Origin of the sequence: Limosilactobacillus reuteri (genome assembly GCF_013694365.1) — a bacterium.
Lineage (GTDB): Bacteria > Bacillota > Bacilli > Lactobacillales > Lactobacillaceae > Limosilactobacillus > Limosilactobacillus reuteri_E.
Genome location: NZ_CP059275.1, coordinates 793443 through 812120 on the forward strand (window position 1 = coordinate 793443; position 18678 = coordinate 812120).

Consider the following 18678-nt stretch of genomic DNA (forward strand, 5'->3'; position numbering starts at 1 on the left):
AGTGCGCGAGCAGAGCGAGTGCACGAAACAGAAAACCACCTGCTATGCGGGTGGGCGATAAAAATTATATAAAAAAGGCCTCTTTTGCCTTAAGATGTAGGTGTTCAAGCCAAAGTCAATAAGGGAAAAGAGGTTATATAAATATGGCTAATAAATTAAATAGGAGTAGTATTGGACTTCAACTTGTCTAGCAGCCTTATCCAGTTAATTTCAGCCTTATAGCTACTTCTTGTTCATCGATGCAGTACTTTGCCTTAGACTTCCTTCAGATTCCACCTCACGGTGGACACTCTTGTCCTCAGCTCATGGTTCCGACTACTACGGCCCATAGCGGACTTTCACCACCTAGCTAATACCCATGCCGGGCGCACTAGTAAAAGCCGATGATTACAAATGAACAAAGAGCGCACGATATTGCTCTTACCTTACTACAATCACGAGCAAAAGATCTAAAGCCAATCGAAGCGTATCATGAATATGTTAATTCATTATTACCAATCTTAAAGGAGATTGATAAGGACTTTCCCAACGGTATTAAAGAGCACCTTTAATTGTACGCATTAGTTCACTGGATCCCATTTTTTATTTATTTTTTTGCAGGGTCTGTCCTTGTCACCCATAATCACCTTTGGGAAAAATTTCCTAACTTCAGCCAGCATATTACAATTGCAACCTTTTTTATCTATTTAACTGCTATCGACTGGCTCTGCCTAACCCCTTCAATGTTTAATTTTAGTTCTGCTAATAAACTTTTATTTTACTTTCACGGCGTACCATTTAATATCATCCCCCTCCAAGGACTCAGCCAAGAATTTTTCTTAAACATTGTGATGACTTTGCCACTAGGAGTTTATCTTTATTTAATTAATCACCAAATGCCCTTCAGTCGTGCTATTCTCTATGGCTTTTTCTTCAGCTTATTTATCGAGTATAACCAATTTGTTTGCGACCTTCTTTTCCATATTGGAAGGCTTGCCGATGTGGATGATTTGATTAGCAATACCATCGGAACTACAATTGGTTTTGCAGTAATGATCATACTTGATCAAACAATTTTTCATCAAGCTATTAAACAATTTATGCTAGTGGGTGGAAAATCTGATAAACTGAATAACTGAATGGCAGAAAAACAAGAATTTACGCGTAAACTTAAAAGTCGTCATATTCAATTAATGGCGCTTGGTGGAACGATTGGGACGGGATTATTTCTCGGATCGGGGAAGGCAATTCATGCTGCTGGTCCAGCAATCCTTTTAGCATATTTAATTACTGGGATTATTTGTTTTGGAATTATGCGGGCCCTCGGAGAGTTGCTTCTTTCCGATTTACATTATCATTCGTTTATGGATGCAATTCGTGATTATCTTGGTAATCGCGTGAGTTTCGTAATGGGTTGGGCCTATTGGGTGTGTTGGCTAGCATTGGCAATGGCCGAAGTTACCGCCATTGGCTTATATTTTCAACTATGGTTTCCTCAAGTTCCCCAATGGTTACCTGGATTAATAACTCTCCTAATTTTATTGGGATTAAATCTAATGACTGTTAGTACGTTTGGTGAACTCGAATTTTGGTTTGCCCTTATTAAAATTTTGGCAATTGTTATTTTAATTGCCGTTGGTGTCATTTTAGTTTTACTTCATTTTCATTCGGCAAGCGGCTATCTCGCTACTCCTGCTAATTTAGTTAATGATGGGGGCTTTTTTGCTACCGGGACAAAGGGCTTCATGCTTTCTTTTCAAATGGTTGTATTTGCCTTTGTTGGAATTGAAATGGTAGGGGTGACAGCGGCTGAGGCAGAGAATCCTAAAGTTGTTATTCCTAAGGCAATTAATGGTATTCCTGTTCGAATTATGCTCTTTTATATCGGTGCTTTGGCTGTCATTATGTGCATTTATCCGTGGAGTAAACTTTCACCAAGCAATAGTCCGTTTGTCCTTGTTTTTCGCGACATCGGTCTTCCGGGGGCTGCTAGTATCGTTAATTTTGTAGTAATTACTGCTGCGGCTTCTGCTTGTAATAGTTCTCTATATACAACTGGTCGGATGCTAGCTGAGTTAACCTCTACTGCTCATCGGCCTGTTATCCGTAAGATTAGTCGCTTATCTAAGCGGTCGGTGCCTGCAACAGCGGTTATTATTTCTGCAGTCGTTATTGGAATTGCCGCTATCTTAAACTTAGTAATGCCAGAAGGAGTTTTTACTTTTGTTTCCAGTATTGCTACCACGAGTTTTCTCTTTGTATGGGCTGCTATCATCTTGGCACATTTAAAATATATTCGTCAGCATCCGCAATCAAGGACTTTTAAGATGCCAGGCGCACCTTTTACTGACTATGTTATTTTAGTTTTTCTTTTTATTGTGCTAATTGTTTTATGTATGGAGAAACAAACTTTAATTGCGCTTATACTAACTTTAGCTTGGTTTGCAATTCTTGCCGTTGCTTCGTTAACACAAAAGAAAGCATAAATGGCAGAAGCAGAATTTGATCGAGCTCTTGACCATCTCCGTGAAAACAAGGTTCGTCTTACTCCCCAACGGAAAACTATCTTAAATTACTTAATCAATCATCATACTCATCCAAGTGTCGAAATGATTTATGATGACCTTAAAGACACAGTTGACAATATCAGTATGGCAACTGTTTACAATACTCTAAAACTCTTCGTTGATTATAATCTCGTAATTGAGCTAAAAAATGGAGACGGCAGTACCCACTTTGATTATTTCGGCCACCCGCATTATCATGTCGTCTGCGATAATTGTGGTAAGATTTCTGATGTTTTTGATGAACATTTTACTGCAATCACGAAAGAATTAACGGTTATGACTCATGAAAAGACTGGCTATCTAGTTACAGGAAATAACATCGAAGTCCATGGCATTTGTCCCGAGTGTCAACGTAAATTACATTTGAATCGTTAGATGGATCAAAGTATCGTACGCAATGGAAAAAGTTATAGTCGCTTTTGGTTTATTTTTACTTTACTAGTTGGTACCTTTACGATGTCGATTAGTCAATCATCGTTGTCAACTGCCTATCCAACCTTAATGAACGCTTTTGGGATTTCAGCATCAACCGTTCAATGGCTGACGACTGGTTTTATGCTCGTAATGTGTGTCAGCATGCCAATTAGCCCGTGGATGCTCAATAATATGAGTTTTAAGACAATGTTCATTGGAGCACTGGGACTATTTGATATTGGATCCTTGATGATTGTTTTAACCCCCGCGTCTTGGGGAATTAATGGCTTCTGGTTTATGATGATTGGACGAGCCATGGAAGCATTTGCTGTCGGAGTTTTATTCCCATCATACCAAACTGTTTTGCTTGAGATTACGCCTAAAGAAGAGCGGGGATCAACAATGGGAATTGCTGGTTTGGTAATGGGATCCGCCCTTGCCTGTGGACCGATTGTTTCAGGAATTGTTCTAAAGTTTTTTAGCTGGAAGAGCCTTTTTATCCTCTTTATGCTTGTTATTTCGGCAATTATTTTAATGGCTGCTAGCGGACTGATCCAAGATGTAATGGAACGACATGAAACGAACCTTGATTGGCTATCAGTAATCTTACTAATTGGGTTAATTGGGACTATGTACGTTGTTGACCAAACTGGAAAAAAGAATCCTGCATGGGGAATAAATGCAGGGATCTTTATCATTAGTCTTATTGCGGTTACCTGGTTCTGCATTCGGCAGCTTCACCTCAAGCACCCGCTATTGGAATTACGGGTATTGAAGACTTTTAATTATGATTTAGCAATTCTTTTAACGTCGATTTCATATATTGCCTTAATTGTAACGACAATTATTTTCCCCCTTTATTATCAGGGATTATTAAAAGTTAGTCCATTTGTTTCTGGAATGGCCCTAGTGCCTGGCGCTGCTTTTCTTAGTATCCTGAATCCTTTGTCAGGAAAGTTAGCTGATAAAATTGGGTTTAAACCGACAATGCTGGTGGGAATGTTTATGATTATCATTGGTTGGGTTGCTGGATTAATCGTCCTCAATCATCTCAGCTTATTGGGAATGATCCTTTGCGCAATGGTGATTGAAGGTGGAAATGCCTTTGTAATGATGCCGGCCGTCACACTGGGAGCAAATGCCTTACCTGATGAATTAGTGCCTCACGGAACAGCTGTAATTACAACAGTCCGGCAAGTTCTCGGATCCGCGGGTGTTACTATTTCAACACTGATCTTAACGGTTGCTACTACAAATGCACTTCAACGGGGAAGTTCGGCGCAAGTCGCTTCCCTTCACGGCTATCATTTAGTATTTATTGGCATGATCGTCACTGAATTGATTGGTCTCGTACTAGCATTTATGCTAAAAAATACTAATAAGGAAAAAAGTACAAAATAAATGACACTTAAACGACCACAATGGGCAAATGCGACACCAGAAATGCAAGACTATTATGATCACTACTGGGGATTTCCAGTTCATGATGACCAGCAGTTATTTGCAATGCTATCTTTAGAATTATTTCAGGCTGGTTTAACTTGGCAGACAATCTGGCGGCGACGGGAAGCATTTAATCAGGCATTCGATAACTTTAATATTGAAAAAGTGGCATCATTTACCGATGAAGATATTAATCGATTATGCGAGGATGAAACTATTATTCGTAATCGTCTTAAAATATTAGCGGTAATTAATAATGCACAAGTGATTTTAAAATTACGGAAAACGGGAAAGACGTTTGATAATTATGTGTGGCGCTTTGTTGATGATCAGCCTCAAGACTTGGAGTTAACTACCGATATTGAATTAGCTCCTAAAACGCCTGCTTCGGAAGAAATAGCCAAACAAATGCGGAAGGATGGATTTAAATTTGTTGGTCCGACAATTATTTACTCTTTCATGACAGCGGTGGGGATGGTCAATGCCCGTTTAAAGTAAATGGCAGAACGACATTTATTTACATCCGAATCAGTATCAGAAGGACATCCAGATAAGATTGCTGACCAAATCAGTGACGCGATCTTAGATGAATTGCTTAAGAAGGATCCTGATTCACGGGTTGCAGTTGAAACCTCAGTTACTACTGGACTAGTATTAGTCTTTGGTGAAGTTTCTACTAAGGCCTACGTTAATATCCAACAGATTGTGCGGGACACAATTCGTAAGATTGGTTATACAGATGGTAAGTACGGTTTCGATGCTGATAATTGTGCTGTTATCACTGCAATCGATGAACAATCACCGGACATTGCGCAAGGGGTTGATGACTCCTTAGAAACGCGTGAAGGTGAAGCTGATCCGCTTGATAAGATTGGTGCCGGTGACCAAGGATTGATGTTTGGTTACGCTACTGACGAAACACCTGAATATATGCCATTAACATTGGTTTTAAGCCATAAGTTAATGCGTAAGATTGCTCAACTACGTAAGGATGGCGTTATCTCTTACCTTCGTCCGGATGCAAAGGCCGAAGTAACTGTAGAATACGATGAGAATGACAAGCCGTTACGTGTTGACACCGTTGTTTTAAGTACTCAGCATGATCCAGAGGTTTCGCTTGATCAAATCAAGAAAGATATTAAAGAACAAGTCATTGAAGCGGTTATTCCAGCTAAGTACCTTGATGATCAAACTAAGTACTTCATTAATCCAACAGGTCGCTTTGTAATCGGTGGACCGCAAGGGGATGCCGGCTTAACAGGACGGAAGATTATTGTTGATACTTATGGTGGGGCTGCCCATCACGGTGGTGGAGCCTTTTCTGGAAAGGATGCTACTAAGGTTGACCGTTCTGCTAGTTATGCTGCTCGTTACATTGCTAAAAACATTGTTGCAGCGGGCTATGCTAAGAAGGCCGAAATTCAAGTTGCTTATGCCATTGGTGTAGCAGAACCAGTATCGATCATGATTAATACTTATGGTACCGGTACCCGTTCAGAAGAAGAATTAATTGCCGCTGTTCGAAAAGTGTTTGATTTACGTCCAGCTGGAATTATTGAAATGCTCGACTTGAAGCGGCCAATTTACAAGCAAACTGCTGCTTATGGTCACTTTGGTCGAACTGATGTGGACTTACCATGGGAACACCTTGATAAAGTTGATGAATTAAAAGAAATTTTAGGCTAAATGGCTTACGATCATAAGACGATTGAAAAAAAGTGGCAAAAGTTTTGGAAAAAGAATGGAACTTTTAAAGCAGACCTTAATAAGGATCAAAAGAAGTACTATGCACTAGACATGTTCCCATATCCATCTGGTCAAGGACTCCACGTTGGTCACCCAGAAGGCTATACCGCTACGGATGTAATGTCACGGATGAAGCGAATGCAAGGATTTAATGTCTTACATCCAATGGGGTGGGATGCATTCGGTTTACCAGCTGAACAATATGCATTAAAGACTGGCCATAACCCTAAGGACTTTACGAACAAAAATATTGATCATTTCCGTGACCAAATCCAATCACTTGGATTCTCATATGACTGGGATCGTGAAGTAAATACAACTGATCCTAAGTTCTACAAGTGGACTCAATGGATTTTTGAACAGCTCTACAAGAAGGGGCTTGCTTACGAAAGTGAAATTATGGTTAACTGGGCCCCTGATTTTATGGGTGGAACAGTTGTTGCCAACGAAGAGGTTGAAGATGGCAAGACTAAACGTGGTGGCTACCCCGTTTACCGTAAGCCAATGCGTCAATGGGTTTTAAAGATTACTGCTTATGCGGACCGTTTGATTGATGACCTTGACCTTGTTGACTGGCCAGAAAGCGTTAAAGAAATGCAACGTAACTGGATCGGTCGTTCAGAAGGTGCTTCAGTATTTTTCCCAGTTGTGGGGGATGAAGATACTAAGATTGAAGTATTTACGACGCGGGCAGATACGCTCTTTGGTGCTTCTTATGTTGTTCTTGCTCCCGAGCAAGAATTAGTTGACCAATTGACAACACCAGAACACAAGGCGGAAGTTGAAAAGTACAAGGAAGAAGCGTCACGGCGGTCTGATCTTGAGCGGACTGACTTAAACAAGGACAAGACTGGTGTATTTACTGGTTCTTACGTTATTAATCCAGTTAACGGTGAAAAACTACCAATTTGGATTAGTGATTACGTGCTTGCTTCATATGGAACTGGAGCAGTAATGGCTGTTCCTTCCGGAGATCAACGTGATTATGACTTTGCTACTAAGTTTGACTTGCCAATTAAGCCTGTTATTGAAGGAACAGATGTGTCAGAAGGTGCTTTTGATGGTGACGGTAAGCACATTAATTCTGGTTTCCTTGATGGCTTGAACATTGCTGATGCAAAGCAAAAGATGATCGATTGGCTTGAAGAACACGATGCTGGTCATAAGAAAGTTAACTACCGTCTTCGTGATTGGATCTTCAGTCGGCAACGTTACTGGGGTGAACCAATTCCAGTTATCCACTGGGATGATGGGACAACCTCATTAGTTCCAGAAGATGAACTTCCACTTGAATTACCAAAGACTGATAACATCGAGCCATCAGGAACTGGTGAAAGTCCATTAGCAAATGTTGAAGATTGGGTTAACGTTTATGACGAAAATGGTCGTCATGGTCTTCGTGAGACTAACACCATGCCACAATGGGCCGGTTCATCATGGTACTGGCTCCGGTACACTGATCCTCATAATGACAAGGAATTTGCCTCAAAAGAAGCTCTTGATTACTGGTCACCAGTTGATCTCTATGTTGGTGGAGCTGAACACGCTGTTCTTCACTTGCTCTATGCTCGATTCTGGCATAAGGTTCTTTATGACCTCGGTCTCGTACCAACTAAAGAACCATTCATGAAGCTTGTTAACCAGGGGATGATTCTTGGTTCAAACCATGAAAAGATGTCGAAGTCCAAAGGTAATGTTGTTAACCCTGATGACATTGTTGACCAATATGGGGCTGATACTTTACGTCTTTACGAAATGTTCATGGGACCACTTGAAGAATCAGTACCTTGGGATGAAAAAGGACTTCATGGTGCTAATAAGTGGGTTCAACGTGTATGGCGGTTGTTGATGGATGATAATAACCACCTCCGTGACCGGGTATCCACTTTCAATGATGGTAAGCTTACCAAGGTTTACAATCAAACTGTTAAGAAGGTTACCGAAGACTACGAACGGATGCACTTCAACACGGCTATTTCTCAATTGATGGTCTTTGTAAACGAAGCCTACAAGGTTGATGATTTACCAGTTGAATACATGAAAGGCTTTGTAAAGATGATTGCACCAATCATGCCTCACATGGCTGAAGAACTCTGGAGTCAATTCGGTGAGAGTGATACAATCACTTACCAATCATGGCCAACTTACGATCCAAAAGCTTTAGTTGAAGATGAAGTTGAAATGATCGTCCAGGTTAACGGTAAGGTACGGGCTAAGATTAAGATGGCCAAGGATACTGACCGCGATGAAGCACAACAACTTGCTTTAGCAAACGAACATGTTAAGAAGTTTACTGACGGCAAGGATATTAAGAAAGTCATTGTTGTCCCTAACAAGATCGTTAACATTGTTGCAAAATAGATGGAAATAGTGAGTTATCCAGCAATTTTTACCCCGAAAGATAATGAAATTCAAGTTGATTTCCCAGATTTGCCGGAAGCATTTACCCAGGGGAAAACAATGGATGAGGCGATGGATTTTGCTAAATTGGGCTTAGCAATTACCCTTAATGATAAACTCGGCCACTTTGAAGAAGCCCCTTCCGTAAGCTCATTAGAGGTGTTAAAGCAACAACATCCAGATCAAATCATTAAAATGGTAACTGTCGATTTGGAACAATACTAGATGGAAGAAAATAAAGTAAATGATTTGAGCAGCACCGCAGTTAAAAAAGATTCGCGAACAAAAATGATTACAGGATCAGCTTGGATGACAGCTGGTAGTATTACTTCGCGGATCTTAGGGGCGCTGTACATTATTCCGTGGGTTACATGGTTAGGAGCTTACAGCAACGAAGCGAATGCCTTATATGCTCAGGGGTACAATATTTATAATATGTTTTTAGTGATTGCAACGGCGGGAATTCCTTCTGCAATTTCTAAAATGGTCGCGCATTATAACGGAATAAATCAGTATGGGGTTAGTCGCCGACTGTATCATTCTGGAATGTACGTTGCAATGGCAATGGGTGTAATTTGTACAACGGTGATGATGTTTGGGGCTCGTTTAATGGATAATGGGGATCCAAATATGATTCCGGTTATTCGCTCATTAGCTTGGGCTATTTTGATTATTCCGGGGATGTCGATTACCCGAGGATTTTTACAAGGCTATAACTGGATGGCACCATCAGCAATTTCACAATTTGTTGAACAGCTTTTCCGGGTTATTTATATGTTGGCTGCAACGTATTTCATTATGAAGATTCAAAATGGCAATTGGGTTAGTGCCGTTTCCCAATCAACATTTGCGGCCTTTATTGGGGCAATCGGTGCAGTGATCGTCTTAGGGATTGCCTGGATGCGTCACCAACGCGAAATGAATGACTTAGTGGCACAAGGTGAAGTAAATACTGAAGTTTCAACCCAAACATTAATTTTTAAGATTATTTATCAGTCAATTCCGTTCATCATTATTGAATCAGGGGTAACGATTTTCCAATTAATTGATCAATATACTTTTAAACGGATGATGCCATTAGTCGGTCACTTTACTAAGTATCAGATGGATGTTACTTATGCATTGTTTGCGTTTAATGCCAATAAGCTTTACATGATTGTTATTTCATTGGCTTCTGCATTAGCCGCAACAGTTATTCCTTTGCTTGCGACAGCCCGGGCTCAGAACGATCAAGAGGATATGCGAAAACAGATTCAAAATGTTCTCTTGTTATTCTATTTCGTGATGATTCCGGCAGCCCTTGGATTATCCGCGGTTGCTCAGCAAATCTACACCGTCTTTTACCGTTATGATGCGGCAGGGGTCGTAGTACTGCAATTTGCGGCTTACATTTCGATTATGTTAGGCTTGTATACTGTAGCCGCAGCAATGATGCAGGGGATTTCTGAGAATAAGAAGATGATGATGTTCTTAGCCATTGGAATCGTAATTAAGTTTATCCTCCAGTTCCCTTGTATTTGGATTTTTGAAGGATTAGGACCACTGGTTTCAACCGGGATTTCAATGTTTGTGATTAACTATTTAATCTTGCATTCCTTTAACATGGAATTCCACCTACGTTTTGATAAGATGGCCCTGCCAACTAACCAGATTTTGGCTTACTCCTTAGTGATGTTTGCCGGGGCAAAGATTGTAATGTTAATCATTGGCCATTTTGTTAGTCCGTATGGGCGTTACACTGCTTTCTTCTCCTTGATTCCGGGGGTAATAGTCGGAGCTGGAATTTATCTCTATCTCTGCTTAAAGTCACGATTAGCCGACCAGCTATTGGGACCACGAGTAGCAAGATTACGAATAATTTTACACATTAAATAAGTGAAAAAACTTACTGACCAAATCTTAAAGGATGTTATTACTCCCCGTCCTGAAAACAGTTTTAAGGGTACTTTTGGTAAAGTTACCCTTATCGGCGGCAATCGTAATTTTGGTGGCGCAATTATCATGGCATCAACCGCGGCCGTCTGTGCTGGAGCTGGGCTTGTAACAACTGCCACTGATGAAATCAACGCTAGTGCCCTCCATGCGCAGTTGCCAGAAGCGATGTTCGCTGATTTTACTGATGATGCCCTAGTTGCTGACCTTATTAAAGCTGCTACCAGTGTGGTCGTTGGGCCAGGCCTCGGAAATGATGAAACAAGTTTACGAATTTTGAAGAATGTTTTTGCTCATACAACCGAGAAACAAAATGTGATCATTGATGGGTCGGCAATTACCCTGATGGCGATGGAAAAGCTTGAACAGCCACAAGGAAATATCATTTACACTCCACATGAAATGGAATGGCAACGACTCTCTGGAATTAAAATTGGCGATCAAACTGAAGATAAGAACAAGGAAGCCCAAGAAAAACTTAGTGCTACCGTTGTCTTAAAGAAGCACCACACAGAAATTTATACTGATGACCAAGTATATCAACTGCCAATCGGTACCCCCGCCCAAGCAGTTGGTGGAATGGGTGATACTCTTGCTGGAATGGTTGGAGGTTTCACTGCTGAATTTAACGAGAAGGCAGATAAAGCCGTCCTCGCTGCCGTTTATGCGCACAGTGCGATTGCGGAAAAGATCGCCGAAAGCCAATACATCGTCCTTCCCCACCAAATTAGCCGTGCTCTCCCAGCCTTCATGAAAAAGATGGAGGGGATGAATGAAGATCACCATATTGGATTTTTGAATTAATTGACTGATTGGATGAAAGCCGCAGAGGCACAAAAAGAAAACTATTTAAATGATCTCGTAGCATTAATGAAGATCCCCAGTGTCCGTGATGATTCAGCGGCAACAGATGAATACCCGCTTGGTCCTCGTCCTGCTCAAGCGCTAAAAGCATTTTTAGAGATGGCAGAACAAGACGGTTTTAAAGTAAAGAACATCGATAACCTTGTTGGATATGCTGAATGGGGTGAAGGTGATGAGACACTTGCCATTTTAGCCCATCTTGATGTAATGCCTGCTGGTAAGGGTTGGGATACGGATCCATTTGACCCAGTTATCAAGGATGGCAACTTATATGGTCGTGGTGCTTCTGATGATAAGGGACCTGGAATGGCTGCTTACTATGCCTTGAAATATTTGAAAGATCAAGGCGTAAAGTTTAACAAGAAAGTTCGTTTTATCGTTGGAACTGATGAAGAAAGTAACTGGACTGGAATGCACCGTTACTTTGAAGTCGAACCAGCCCCCACACTTGGTTTTTCACCAGATGCGGAATTTCCAGTAATTAATGGTGAAAAGGGTCAAGTATCACTCTTACTTGATGTCCCTGCTGGCAATGGGGATGCTTCAATACAACTAGTTAGTTTTGAATCTGGTTTGCGTTTCAACATGGTACCGCGGGAAGCAGTTGCCCTTATTCGGACAGATAACCCTCAAGAAGTTACTAATGATTTTGGTCACTTTATTGAAGAAAATCCGGTTGAAGGTAATATTGAATCAACAGATAAAGGTCTTAAGATTACTGTCATCGGAAAAGCTGCCCATGGAATGGAACCAGAAAAGGGAATCAATGCAGCAACATACCTTGCAAAGTTCTTAAATCGATATGACTTTGGTGGGGGCGCAAAGAGTTTCATTGAATTCTTAGCTGACTATCTTCATTTAGATACGCGAATGGATGGTTTTAATGGTGCTTACACTGATCCAGTAATGGGTGAATTAACTATGAATGCCGGAATCTTAAACTTCGATGCGGACAAGGGTGGTCACATTGATATGAACTTCCGCTTCCCTAAAGGCATAACACCAGATAAGTTAGAGGATACTGTAAAGGCGATTGCCGATAAATTACAAATTAAAGTTACGCAAGGCCCATCTCAAGCTCCACATTATGTTGATCCAGATGATCCAATTGTTAAGACATTAATGCAAGCTTATATTGATCAAACTGGAGATACAGACGCAAAACCAGAAGTTGTTGGTGGAGGAACTTATGGTCGTTTGATGAAGCGGGGGGTTGCATTTGGTGCTTTAATGCCACATACGCCAAATACAATGCATCAGGCTAATGAATATCAACCTGTGAATGATTTAATTACATCGATGGCAATTTACATGGAAGCAATTAATAATCTCGTTACTGATTAAATGAGTTATCAAAATATTCTTGTTGGTGTCGATGGTTCCAAGCAAGCTGATATGGCTTTTGAAAAAGCGGTTGACACTGCTAAGACCAATGATGCCAAGTTGTATTTACTAAGTATTATCAACGGTGAACGTTATCCAAGTACTGGTCCTGGTGGATACGGCTTTGTTAGTCATAGTATTTATGATTCAGCAATCGAAACGATGCAAAAGAAGTTAGCTGACTACAAGAAAAAAGCAGAAGCCGCTGGAATAAAAGATGTTAAAACTGATGTAAAGGTTGGTAACGCTAAGGTTGAACTTGCGGAACGTTATCCTAAAGAAAATGATATTGATTTAATCATTATTGGCGCAACCGGATTAAATGTTGTCGGACGGCTACTTGTCGGTTCAACTGCTGCTTATACTATTCGTGAAGCACCATGTGACGTTACCGTTGTTAAGACAAACTTAAAGAATCAAAAATTGGATATCAAGGAAACGACATATCCTGAAATGTAAGTGTTAAACCGCCGTGTTATTACTAGTGCATTAATTGTTTTAACAAGCCTTAGCGGGCAACCGGTTAAAGCGGACGTTATCCAACAAGCACAATTTGATGCAAATGAAGATGTAAAACGTGCAAAGCCGATTGACGAAGAGGCCTTAGTTAATCATGATGAAGAATATATTGATGCTTATTTAACAGAATATGAAAATGCTGCTCAAGCAAAGGCAAGTGAGCAAAATAATGCTTTGACAGGTACAGAGGAAGCGCCAGAGCATGAAACTATTCAATCTTCAACTGAAAACTCTGCTGAACAAAGGCAGCTGCTAGAAGAAGATAAAAAAGATGAGCAGGTTTATCAACCTCAACAACCATCCGCAGTCCAAGCACAATTTATTAATCGAATAGCCCCAGCTGCTCAACAAATTGGTCGGGAGCATGATTTATATCCATCAATTATTATTGCGCAAGCGGCCTTAGAGAGTGATTGGGGATGCAGTACGTTGGGAAAGGCGCCTAATAATAATCTTTTTGGGGTTAAGGGGTATTTTGCCCGGCAAACAGTTGCTCAACCCACGACTGAATATGATAAGCAAGGCCATAAGTTTCAGGTTATTAGTAATTTTCGACAGTATGCAAGTGAATACGAAGCGTTAAGGGATTATGCGCAAACATTAGAAGACCCACTTTATCAAGGAGTTCACCGTCAAAATACCAAAAATTATCGTGAAGCTACACGGGCACTTCGCGGACGATATGCAACAGATCCTGAGTATGATCGGAAGCTAAACCAGCTGATTGATACTTACCAACTTACTAAATATGATGATCAATTTAACACCAGCAATGAACGGGCTAATCCTGTTCCAATGACTGACAGGAAAGAGGAGAGTGAGGCGATGCCAATTGTTGCCAAACATCCCGTTCAAGCGAGAAAGAACGATGTTAATATCCCTCAATATGTTCCTTTGCTTGGTGGAGTAGGGACGGCAGGAATGATTGAAATGTTTCGTCGTTTGTTGAAGAAAAGGAAAGAGCATGATTAAATGGTGATTATTACAGCAGGGATGATTGGTGTCGGTAAAACAACTTTAACTGGGAAGATTGCCGAACACTTACATACAAAAGCATTTTTTGAACCAGTCGGAGAAAATCCAGTTTTACCACTGTATTATAAAAATCCAAAACAGTACGGCTTTTTACTCCAAATTTATTTTTTAAACAAGCGTTTCTCAATGATTAAACAAGCACTTACTGATGATAACAACGTGCTTGACCGTTCTATTTACGAAGATGCCTTGTTTACGCGAGAAAATAACGCCGAGGGTAACATCACTGATACTGAATTAGAAGTATACTTAAAGCTTCTCGACAATATGATGAGTGACCTCCAACAGTTACCTAAGCGCGCACCAGACTTAATGGTTTATTCTGAAACTGATTTTGAAACAATCTTATACCGGATTAAAAAGCGCGGGCGGGATTACGAGCAAATTGATACTAATCCAGAGTTAAAGGATTACTATTACAAGATGTGGAGTGCCTACAAGCAATGGTACAAGGATTACGATGCTAGTCCAAAAATGAAAATTGATTTAGAGCGTTATGACCTTGAAGATCCTAAGAACGTTGATGCGGTCTTAGCAATGATTGATGAACGGTTGAAGTCATTACGCTAAATGAGAAAAGAAAGTGAAAGTGAGAATCGCGTTCAATTAACAATGGCCAAGCAGCAAGGAACATTGATTGAGGTTCATAACTTGCCAAATGATGATTATTTTAATGTCGGATTTGTGGTTGCCCTCGATCCAGTATTTTGTTTGATGATCAGTATTGATTGGGATGGTAAAATCAACGGATTAATTGCTATTCGGATTAAGAGTATTCTTTATACAGAACGCCATAGTGACTACTTAATGACGGTTTCTGAAAAGACTAAAGTTGCCCATGATCACAACTATTTTGATATTTGGCAAGTGCAAAAGTTTATTGATAACCATCCAGAAATTACTCAGGGGAACCTATTATCAAATCTTCTCAATGATTCCTATGAGAACCGTCTTCCAGTTGTGATTGGCACTGAAAAGTATAAGGGGAGTGATGATTTTACAGGGATAATTACTGATCTCACACCCATTAAAGTAACAATTCATTACTATAATGACCATGACCTGTCATCATTGTGGGAATATGATATTTTGCGAGCAAAGATTGACTATCTCCGTGTTCGTGGTACTCAGATGGCAACTGGGAAACAGATTTTTAATGATATTTTTAACGAAATGTGAATGAAAAAGAAAATAACAATTCGTGATTTAGCAAAAGAAGCTGGTGTTTCTGTAACCACTGTTTCGCAAATTTTAAATAATAAAGGCGATCGATTCAGCACAGCAACTCAGGAACGAGTTTTAGCATTACGGGACAAATATAAATACGTTCCTGACTTTAATGCTCGGAATTTAATTTTAAAGAGTGCCAAGACAATTGGGGTATTAGTTCCTAATATTGCTAACCCATTTTTTGGTACTTTTGTCGAGGGAGTGCAGAGTATTGCCCGTGAAGCAGAATTTATTCCACTTGTCTTTAGTGCCAACCGTGACCCAAAATTGGAAAAATATTACCTTTCCCAGATGATTGAACGATCAATTAGTGGATTAGTGATTGCTAGTGCAACGATGACTACAGAGACAATTAAAGAAGTTATCTCCTTTAATGAGATTCCTTACATCTTGTTTGATCAAAATCATACGCAGGAGGGTGATCGAGTTCAAACGAATGATTACCTTGGTGGCCAAATCGCGGCTAAACACCTCATTGAACTTGGTCACAAACATATTGCCGTTCTTACCTCTGACAACCCTACTGAAAATTTAAATCACCGAATGAATGGGTTCAAAAATATTATTCAAGAAAATAATCTAAGTTTAGATCCTATTCACGATGTTATTCGGGCACCCTTGACGAAGGATGGCGGATATAAAGCAGCAAAAGATGTTTTAGCAACTGGTGCTTCTGCTGTTTTTGCGGCGAACGATGAGATGGCAATTGGATTATTGCGAGGATTGCATGAATTAGACGTTAAAGTTCCCGAAGATATTTCTGTAATTGGTTACGATAATATCTACTGGGACGACTATGTTTATCCACGATTAACTACAGTACAACAACCAATTTTTGACCTTGGCGCTGGAGCTACTAAAATGCTCATTGAACAGATTAGTCATAGTAGTGCGGAAGCCCGCGTTCAAAACTTTCCGGTAAAATTAATTAAACGAGATAGTACAAGTTCCTATCGTCCAAAATAAATGACAAATCATGTAACAATTGTAGGCAGTTTAAATGTTGATACAACAATGAAAGTTAAGCGGATGCCATTACCTGGGGAAACAATTGCCGCTTTAAGCAAGACTAATGCTGCTGGGGGAAAGGGAGCAAACCAAGCCGTTGCTGCTGCTCGTTCAGGCGCTGAAACAGCTTTTGTTGGTCAAGTTGGTGATGACGCTGGTGGTAAGATGATGATCAATGACCTCAAGAACAACAACGTCGACACAACAGGGATCCACGTTGACGATCAAGCAGGTACTGGATCTGCAGCCATCTTGCTTGATGAAAGTGGTCAAAACAGTATCTTAGTGTACGGAGGAGCTAACCAACAATTAAGCGTTAAGGGAGTAGAAGATGCTCGTGATCAAATTGCCGCTGCTGATTTCGTGATTGCTCAATTTGAAACTCCACAAGAAGCTACTCTACGGGCATTCCAAATTGCAAAGGAAAATGGTGTAAAGACAATCTTAAATCCTGCTCCTGCTCATGAAATTAACCCTGATTTATTGAAGTTAACAGACTTAATCATTCCAAATGAAACAGAGAGTGCTGCTTTAACAGGAATTATTGTTACAGACGAAACTTCAATGCTTATGTCAGCTGCAAAGTTTGCTCAAATGGGTGTCCGAAACTTAATTATTACTGTTGGTGCAAAGGGTGCCTTCTACTGTACTCAAGATGGCTACAACTTTATTCCTGCTTTTAAGGTTAATGCTGTTGATACCACTGCCGCTGGTGATACCTTCATCGGTGCGCTTTCATCCCAATTAAAGCCTGATATGAGTAACATTGAAAAGGCAATTGTCTACGCTCAACGTGCAAGTTCATTAGCTGTTCAAAAGCTTGGTGCATTACCATCAATTCCTACTTATGACGAAGTAGTTGCTGCATCAAAGAATAACTAGGTGAAAGCAGAATTTATTCTTAAGGTGGTTATTCCGCCATTTATCATCTTTGCGATCCTCGTATGGCTAACTGCCGAACATTATATCTCTGGCTGGGTGATGTACCTTCTCTGGGTAATTGGTTTCGTGGTTGCAAACATCATTGTGACAAAAGTTTCTACCCGGTGGAGTATTCAACGAATGCGTGAGAAACGGGCAAAGGAAGAGAAAAATAATGATAAAAGTAATTAAATGATAAAAGTAATTAAACAATCGTGGATATTTAGGGTGATTTTAATTGCGCTGATGTTAATTGCAATTGAGATTCCCCCGATTGCAGTTAATTTTGCTCTACGTTATTCAAAGACCAACCAGCTTATCGTGGACGGGTTCATGGTCTTATTCATCTGTTTAATGCTAGCGATTATTTGGTGGGCACACCGGACATATGAAACTTATAACCAATTAGGACAGCCGGCGGGAATAAAGGTTGGCTGGATTATCGGTGGTTATCTAGCGATTATTTTGGGAATGGATGTCCTTAGCTACCTTAATCAACTTATCTATCATCAAACTGAAACAGCGAACAATGCAGCACTAGGAAGCATGCTTGGTCATAATGAAGTAATTACGATCGTATTTTGTTTTTCGGCAGTTGTTCTAAGTCCAATTGCTGAAGAATTTATTTTTCGTGGTACATTGACAAATATGTTCTTTAAGCGTGGCAACATCTGGCCGAAAGTTATCTTCTCGGGGGTAATCTTTTCTACCGGTCATATGAGTACCAACCCCATTAGCTTTTTGATCTATGCTTATATGGGGATGGTCTTAGCATATGTTTATTTGCGAACGGATGACATTCGAAATTCGATTGCAATTCATATGATTAATAATGCGATTGCGATGTATGTTCTCTTGGTTCAAGTTATCTAAATGTTTTTATCAACTGAGGGATTTCCTCAAGCCCACCGCATTTTAGGGATTGTCAATGCCACCAGTCATTTAGCGATGCCTACCGAGGCAATTGATTCATTTGAGTCCATGGACCAATTATTTAGTGATGTTCAAGAAAAATTAAAGCGGCGGGCCAGTGAAAAAGGTGCAGATGGTATTGTTGGGGTTCGTTTTACTACGGATGTTGCCAATATGCAGGTTGCACCCAAATTCTTGGTCCTAACCGCATATGGAACAATGATTCAATTTGTTAAATAAGCCTCAGTGGCGGAACTGGCAGACGCGCAACGTTCAGGTCGTTGTATGGTTATCCATGTACAGGTTCGAATCCTGCCTGAGGCAT

21 protein-coding genes and 1 tRNA gene are annotated in these 18678 nt (G+C 40.3%); all 22 read left to right on the top strand.

Going from position 1 to position 18678, the window contains the following annotated elements:
- Positions 1–383: 383 nt before the first annotated feature.
- The 22 genes from HHK02_RS04625 (at position 384) to HHK02_RS04730 (ending at position 18677) form a co-directional block, all read left to right on the top strand.
- On the top strand, positions 384–551 hold the full coding sequence (locus tag HHK02_RS04625; RefSeq protein WP_003664220.1) for a hypothetical protein: 168 nt from the start codon (positions 384–386) through the stop codon (positions 549–551).
- Positions 552–1118, top strand: coding sequence for a VanZ family protein (locus HHK02_RS04630; protein WP_181462814.1), 567 nt, complete (start codon positions 552–554; stop codon positions 1116–1118). It begins immediately after the preceding gene.
- On the top strand, positions 1119–2465 hold the full coding sequence (locus tag HHK02_RS04635) for an amino acid permease (protein ID WP_098046534.1): 1347 nt from the start codon (positions 1119–1121) through the stop codon (positions 2463–2465).
- Positions 2466–2921, top strand: coding sequence for a Fur family transcriptional regulator (locus HHK02_RS04640; protein WP_035159873.1), 456 nt, complete (start codon positions 2466–2468; stop codon positions 2919–2921). It abuts the gene before it with no gap.
- Positions 2922–4361 (top strand): MFS transporter, encoded by a 1440-nt coding sequence (locus HHK02_RS04645; RefSeq protein ID WP_181462815.1) that lies wholly within the window; start codon positions 2922–2924, stop codon positions 4359–4361.
- Positions 4362–4901 carry a DNA-3-methyladenine glycosylase I gene (locus HHK02_RS04650; protein ID WP_181462816.1) on the top strand — a complete coding sequence of 180 codons (540 nt, stop codon included), beginning with the start codon at positions 4362–4364 and terminating at the stop codon, positions 4899–4901.
- Entirely contained in the window at positions 4902–6089 is a 1188-nt protein-coding gene (metK, locus tag HHK02_RS04655; protein ID WP_003670795.1) for a methionine adenosyltransferase, read from the top strand.
- Complete coding sequence (gene leuS / locus HHK02_RS04660; protein WP_181462817.1) at positions 6090–8510, top strand: leucine--tRNA ligase; 2421 nt, start codon at positions 6090–6092, stop codon at positions 8508–8510.
- Positions 8511–8774 carry a type II toxin-antitoxin system HicB family antitoxin gene (locus HHK02_RS04665; RefSeq protein WP_003664210.1) on the top strand — a complete coding sequence of 88 codons (264 nt, stop codon included), beginning with the start codon at positions 8511–8513 and terminating at the stop codon, positions 8772–8774.
- Entirely contained in the window at positions 8775–10424 is a 1650-nt protein-coding gene (locus tag HHK02_RS04670) for a putative polysaccharide biosynthesis protein (RefSeq protein WP_181462818.1), read from the top strand.
- On the top strand, positions 10425–11285 hold the full coding sequence (locus HHK02_RS04675) for an NAD(P)H-hydrate dehydratase (RefSeq protein ID WP_181462819.1): 861 nt from the start codon (positions 10425–10427) through the stop codon (positions 11283–11285).
- The gene (gene pepV / locus HHK02_RS04680; RefSeq protein WP_013923795.1) at positions 11286–12689 is read left to right on the top strand and encodes a dipeptidase PepV; all 1404 of its coding nucleotides are present in this window, start codon (positions 11286–11288) and stop codon (positions 12687–12689) included. It begins immediately after the preceding gene.
- On the top strand, positions 12690–13187 hold the full coding sequence (locus tag HHK02_RS04685) for a universal stress protein (protein ID WP_035159876.1): 498 nt from the start codon (positions 12690–12692) through the stop codon (positions 13185–13187).
- Entirely contained in the window at positions 13188–14219 is a 1032-nt protein-coding gene (locus HHK02_RS04690; RefSeq protein WP_181462820.1) for a glycoside hydrolase family 73 protein, read from the top strand.
- Complete coding sequence (locus tag HHK02_RS04695) at positions 14220–14852, top strand: deoxynucleoside kinase (protein WP_003664204.1); 633 nt, start codon at positions 14220–14222, stop codon at positions 14850–14852. It begins immediately after the preceding gene.
- Complete coding sequence (locus HHK02_RS04700; RefSeq protein ID WP_019251768.1) at positions 14853–15461, top strand: hypothetical protein; 609 nt, start codon at positions 14853–14855, stop codon at positions 15459–15461.
- Complete coding sequence (rbsR, locus tag HHK02_RS04705) at positions 15462–16478, top strand: ribose utilization transcriptional repressor RbsR (RefSeq protein WP_003670804.1); 1017 nt, start codon at positions 15462–15464, stop codon at positions 16476–16478.
- The gene (gene rbsK, locus HHK02_RS04710; protein ID WP_085680957.1) at positions 16479–17402 is read left to right on the top strand and encodes a ribokinase; all 924 of its coding nucleotides are present in this window, start codon (positions 16479–16481) and stop codon (positions 17400–17402) included. It abuts the gene before it with no gap.
- Positions 17403–17633, top strand: a complete 231-nt coding sequence (locus tag HHK02_RS04715; RefSeq protein ID WP_181462821.1) for a hypothetical protein — start codon at positions 17403–17405, stop codon at positions 17631–17633.
- The gene (locus HHK02_RS04720; protein WP_078009457.1) at positions 17634–18314 is read left to right on the top strand and encodes a CPBP family intramembrane glutamic endopeptidase; all 681 of its coding nucleotides are present in this window, start codon (positions 17634–17636) and stop codon (positions 18312–18314) included.
- Positions 18315–18593, top strand: a complete 279-nt coding sequence (locus tag HHK02_RS04725; protein ID WP_085680961.1) for a heavy metal-binding domain-containing protein — start codon at positions 18315–18317, stop codon at positions 18591–18593.
- Positions 18594–18677, top strand: a tRNA-Leu gene (locus HHK02_RS04730).
- Position 18678: the final 1 nt, after the last annotated feature.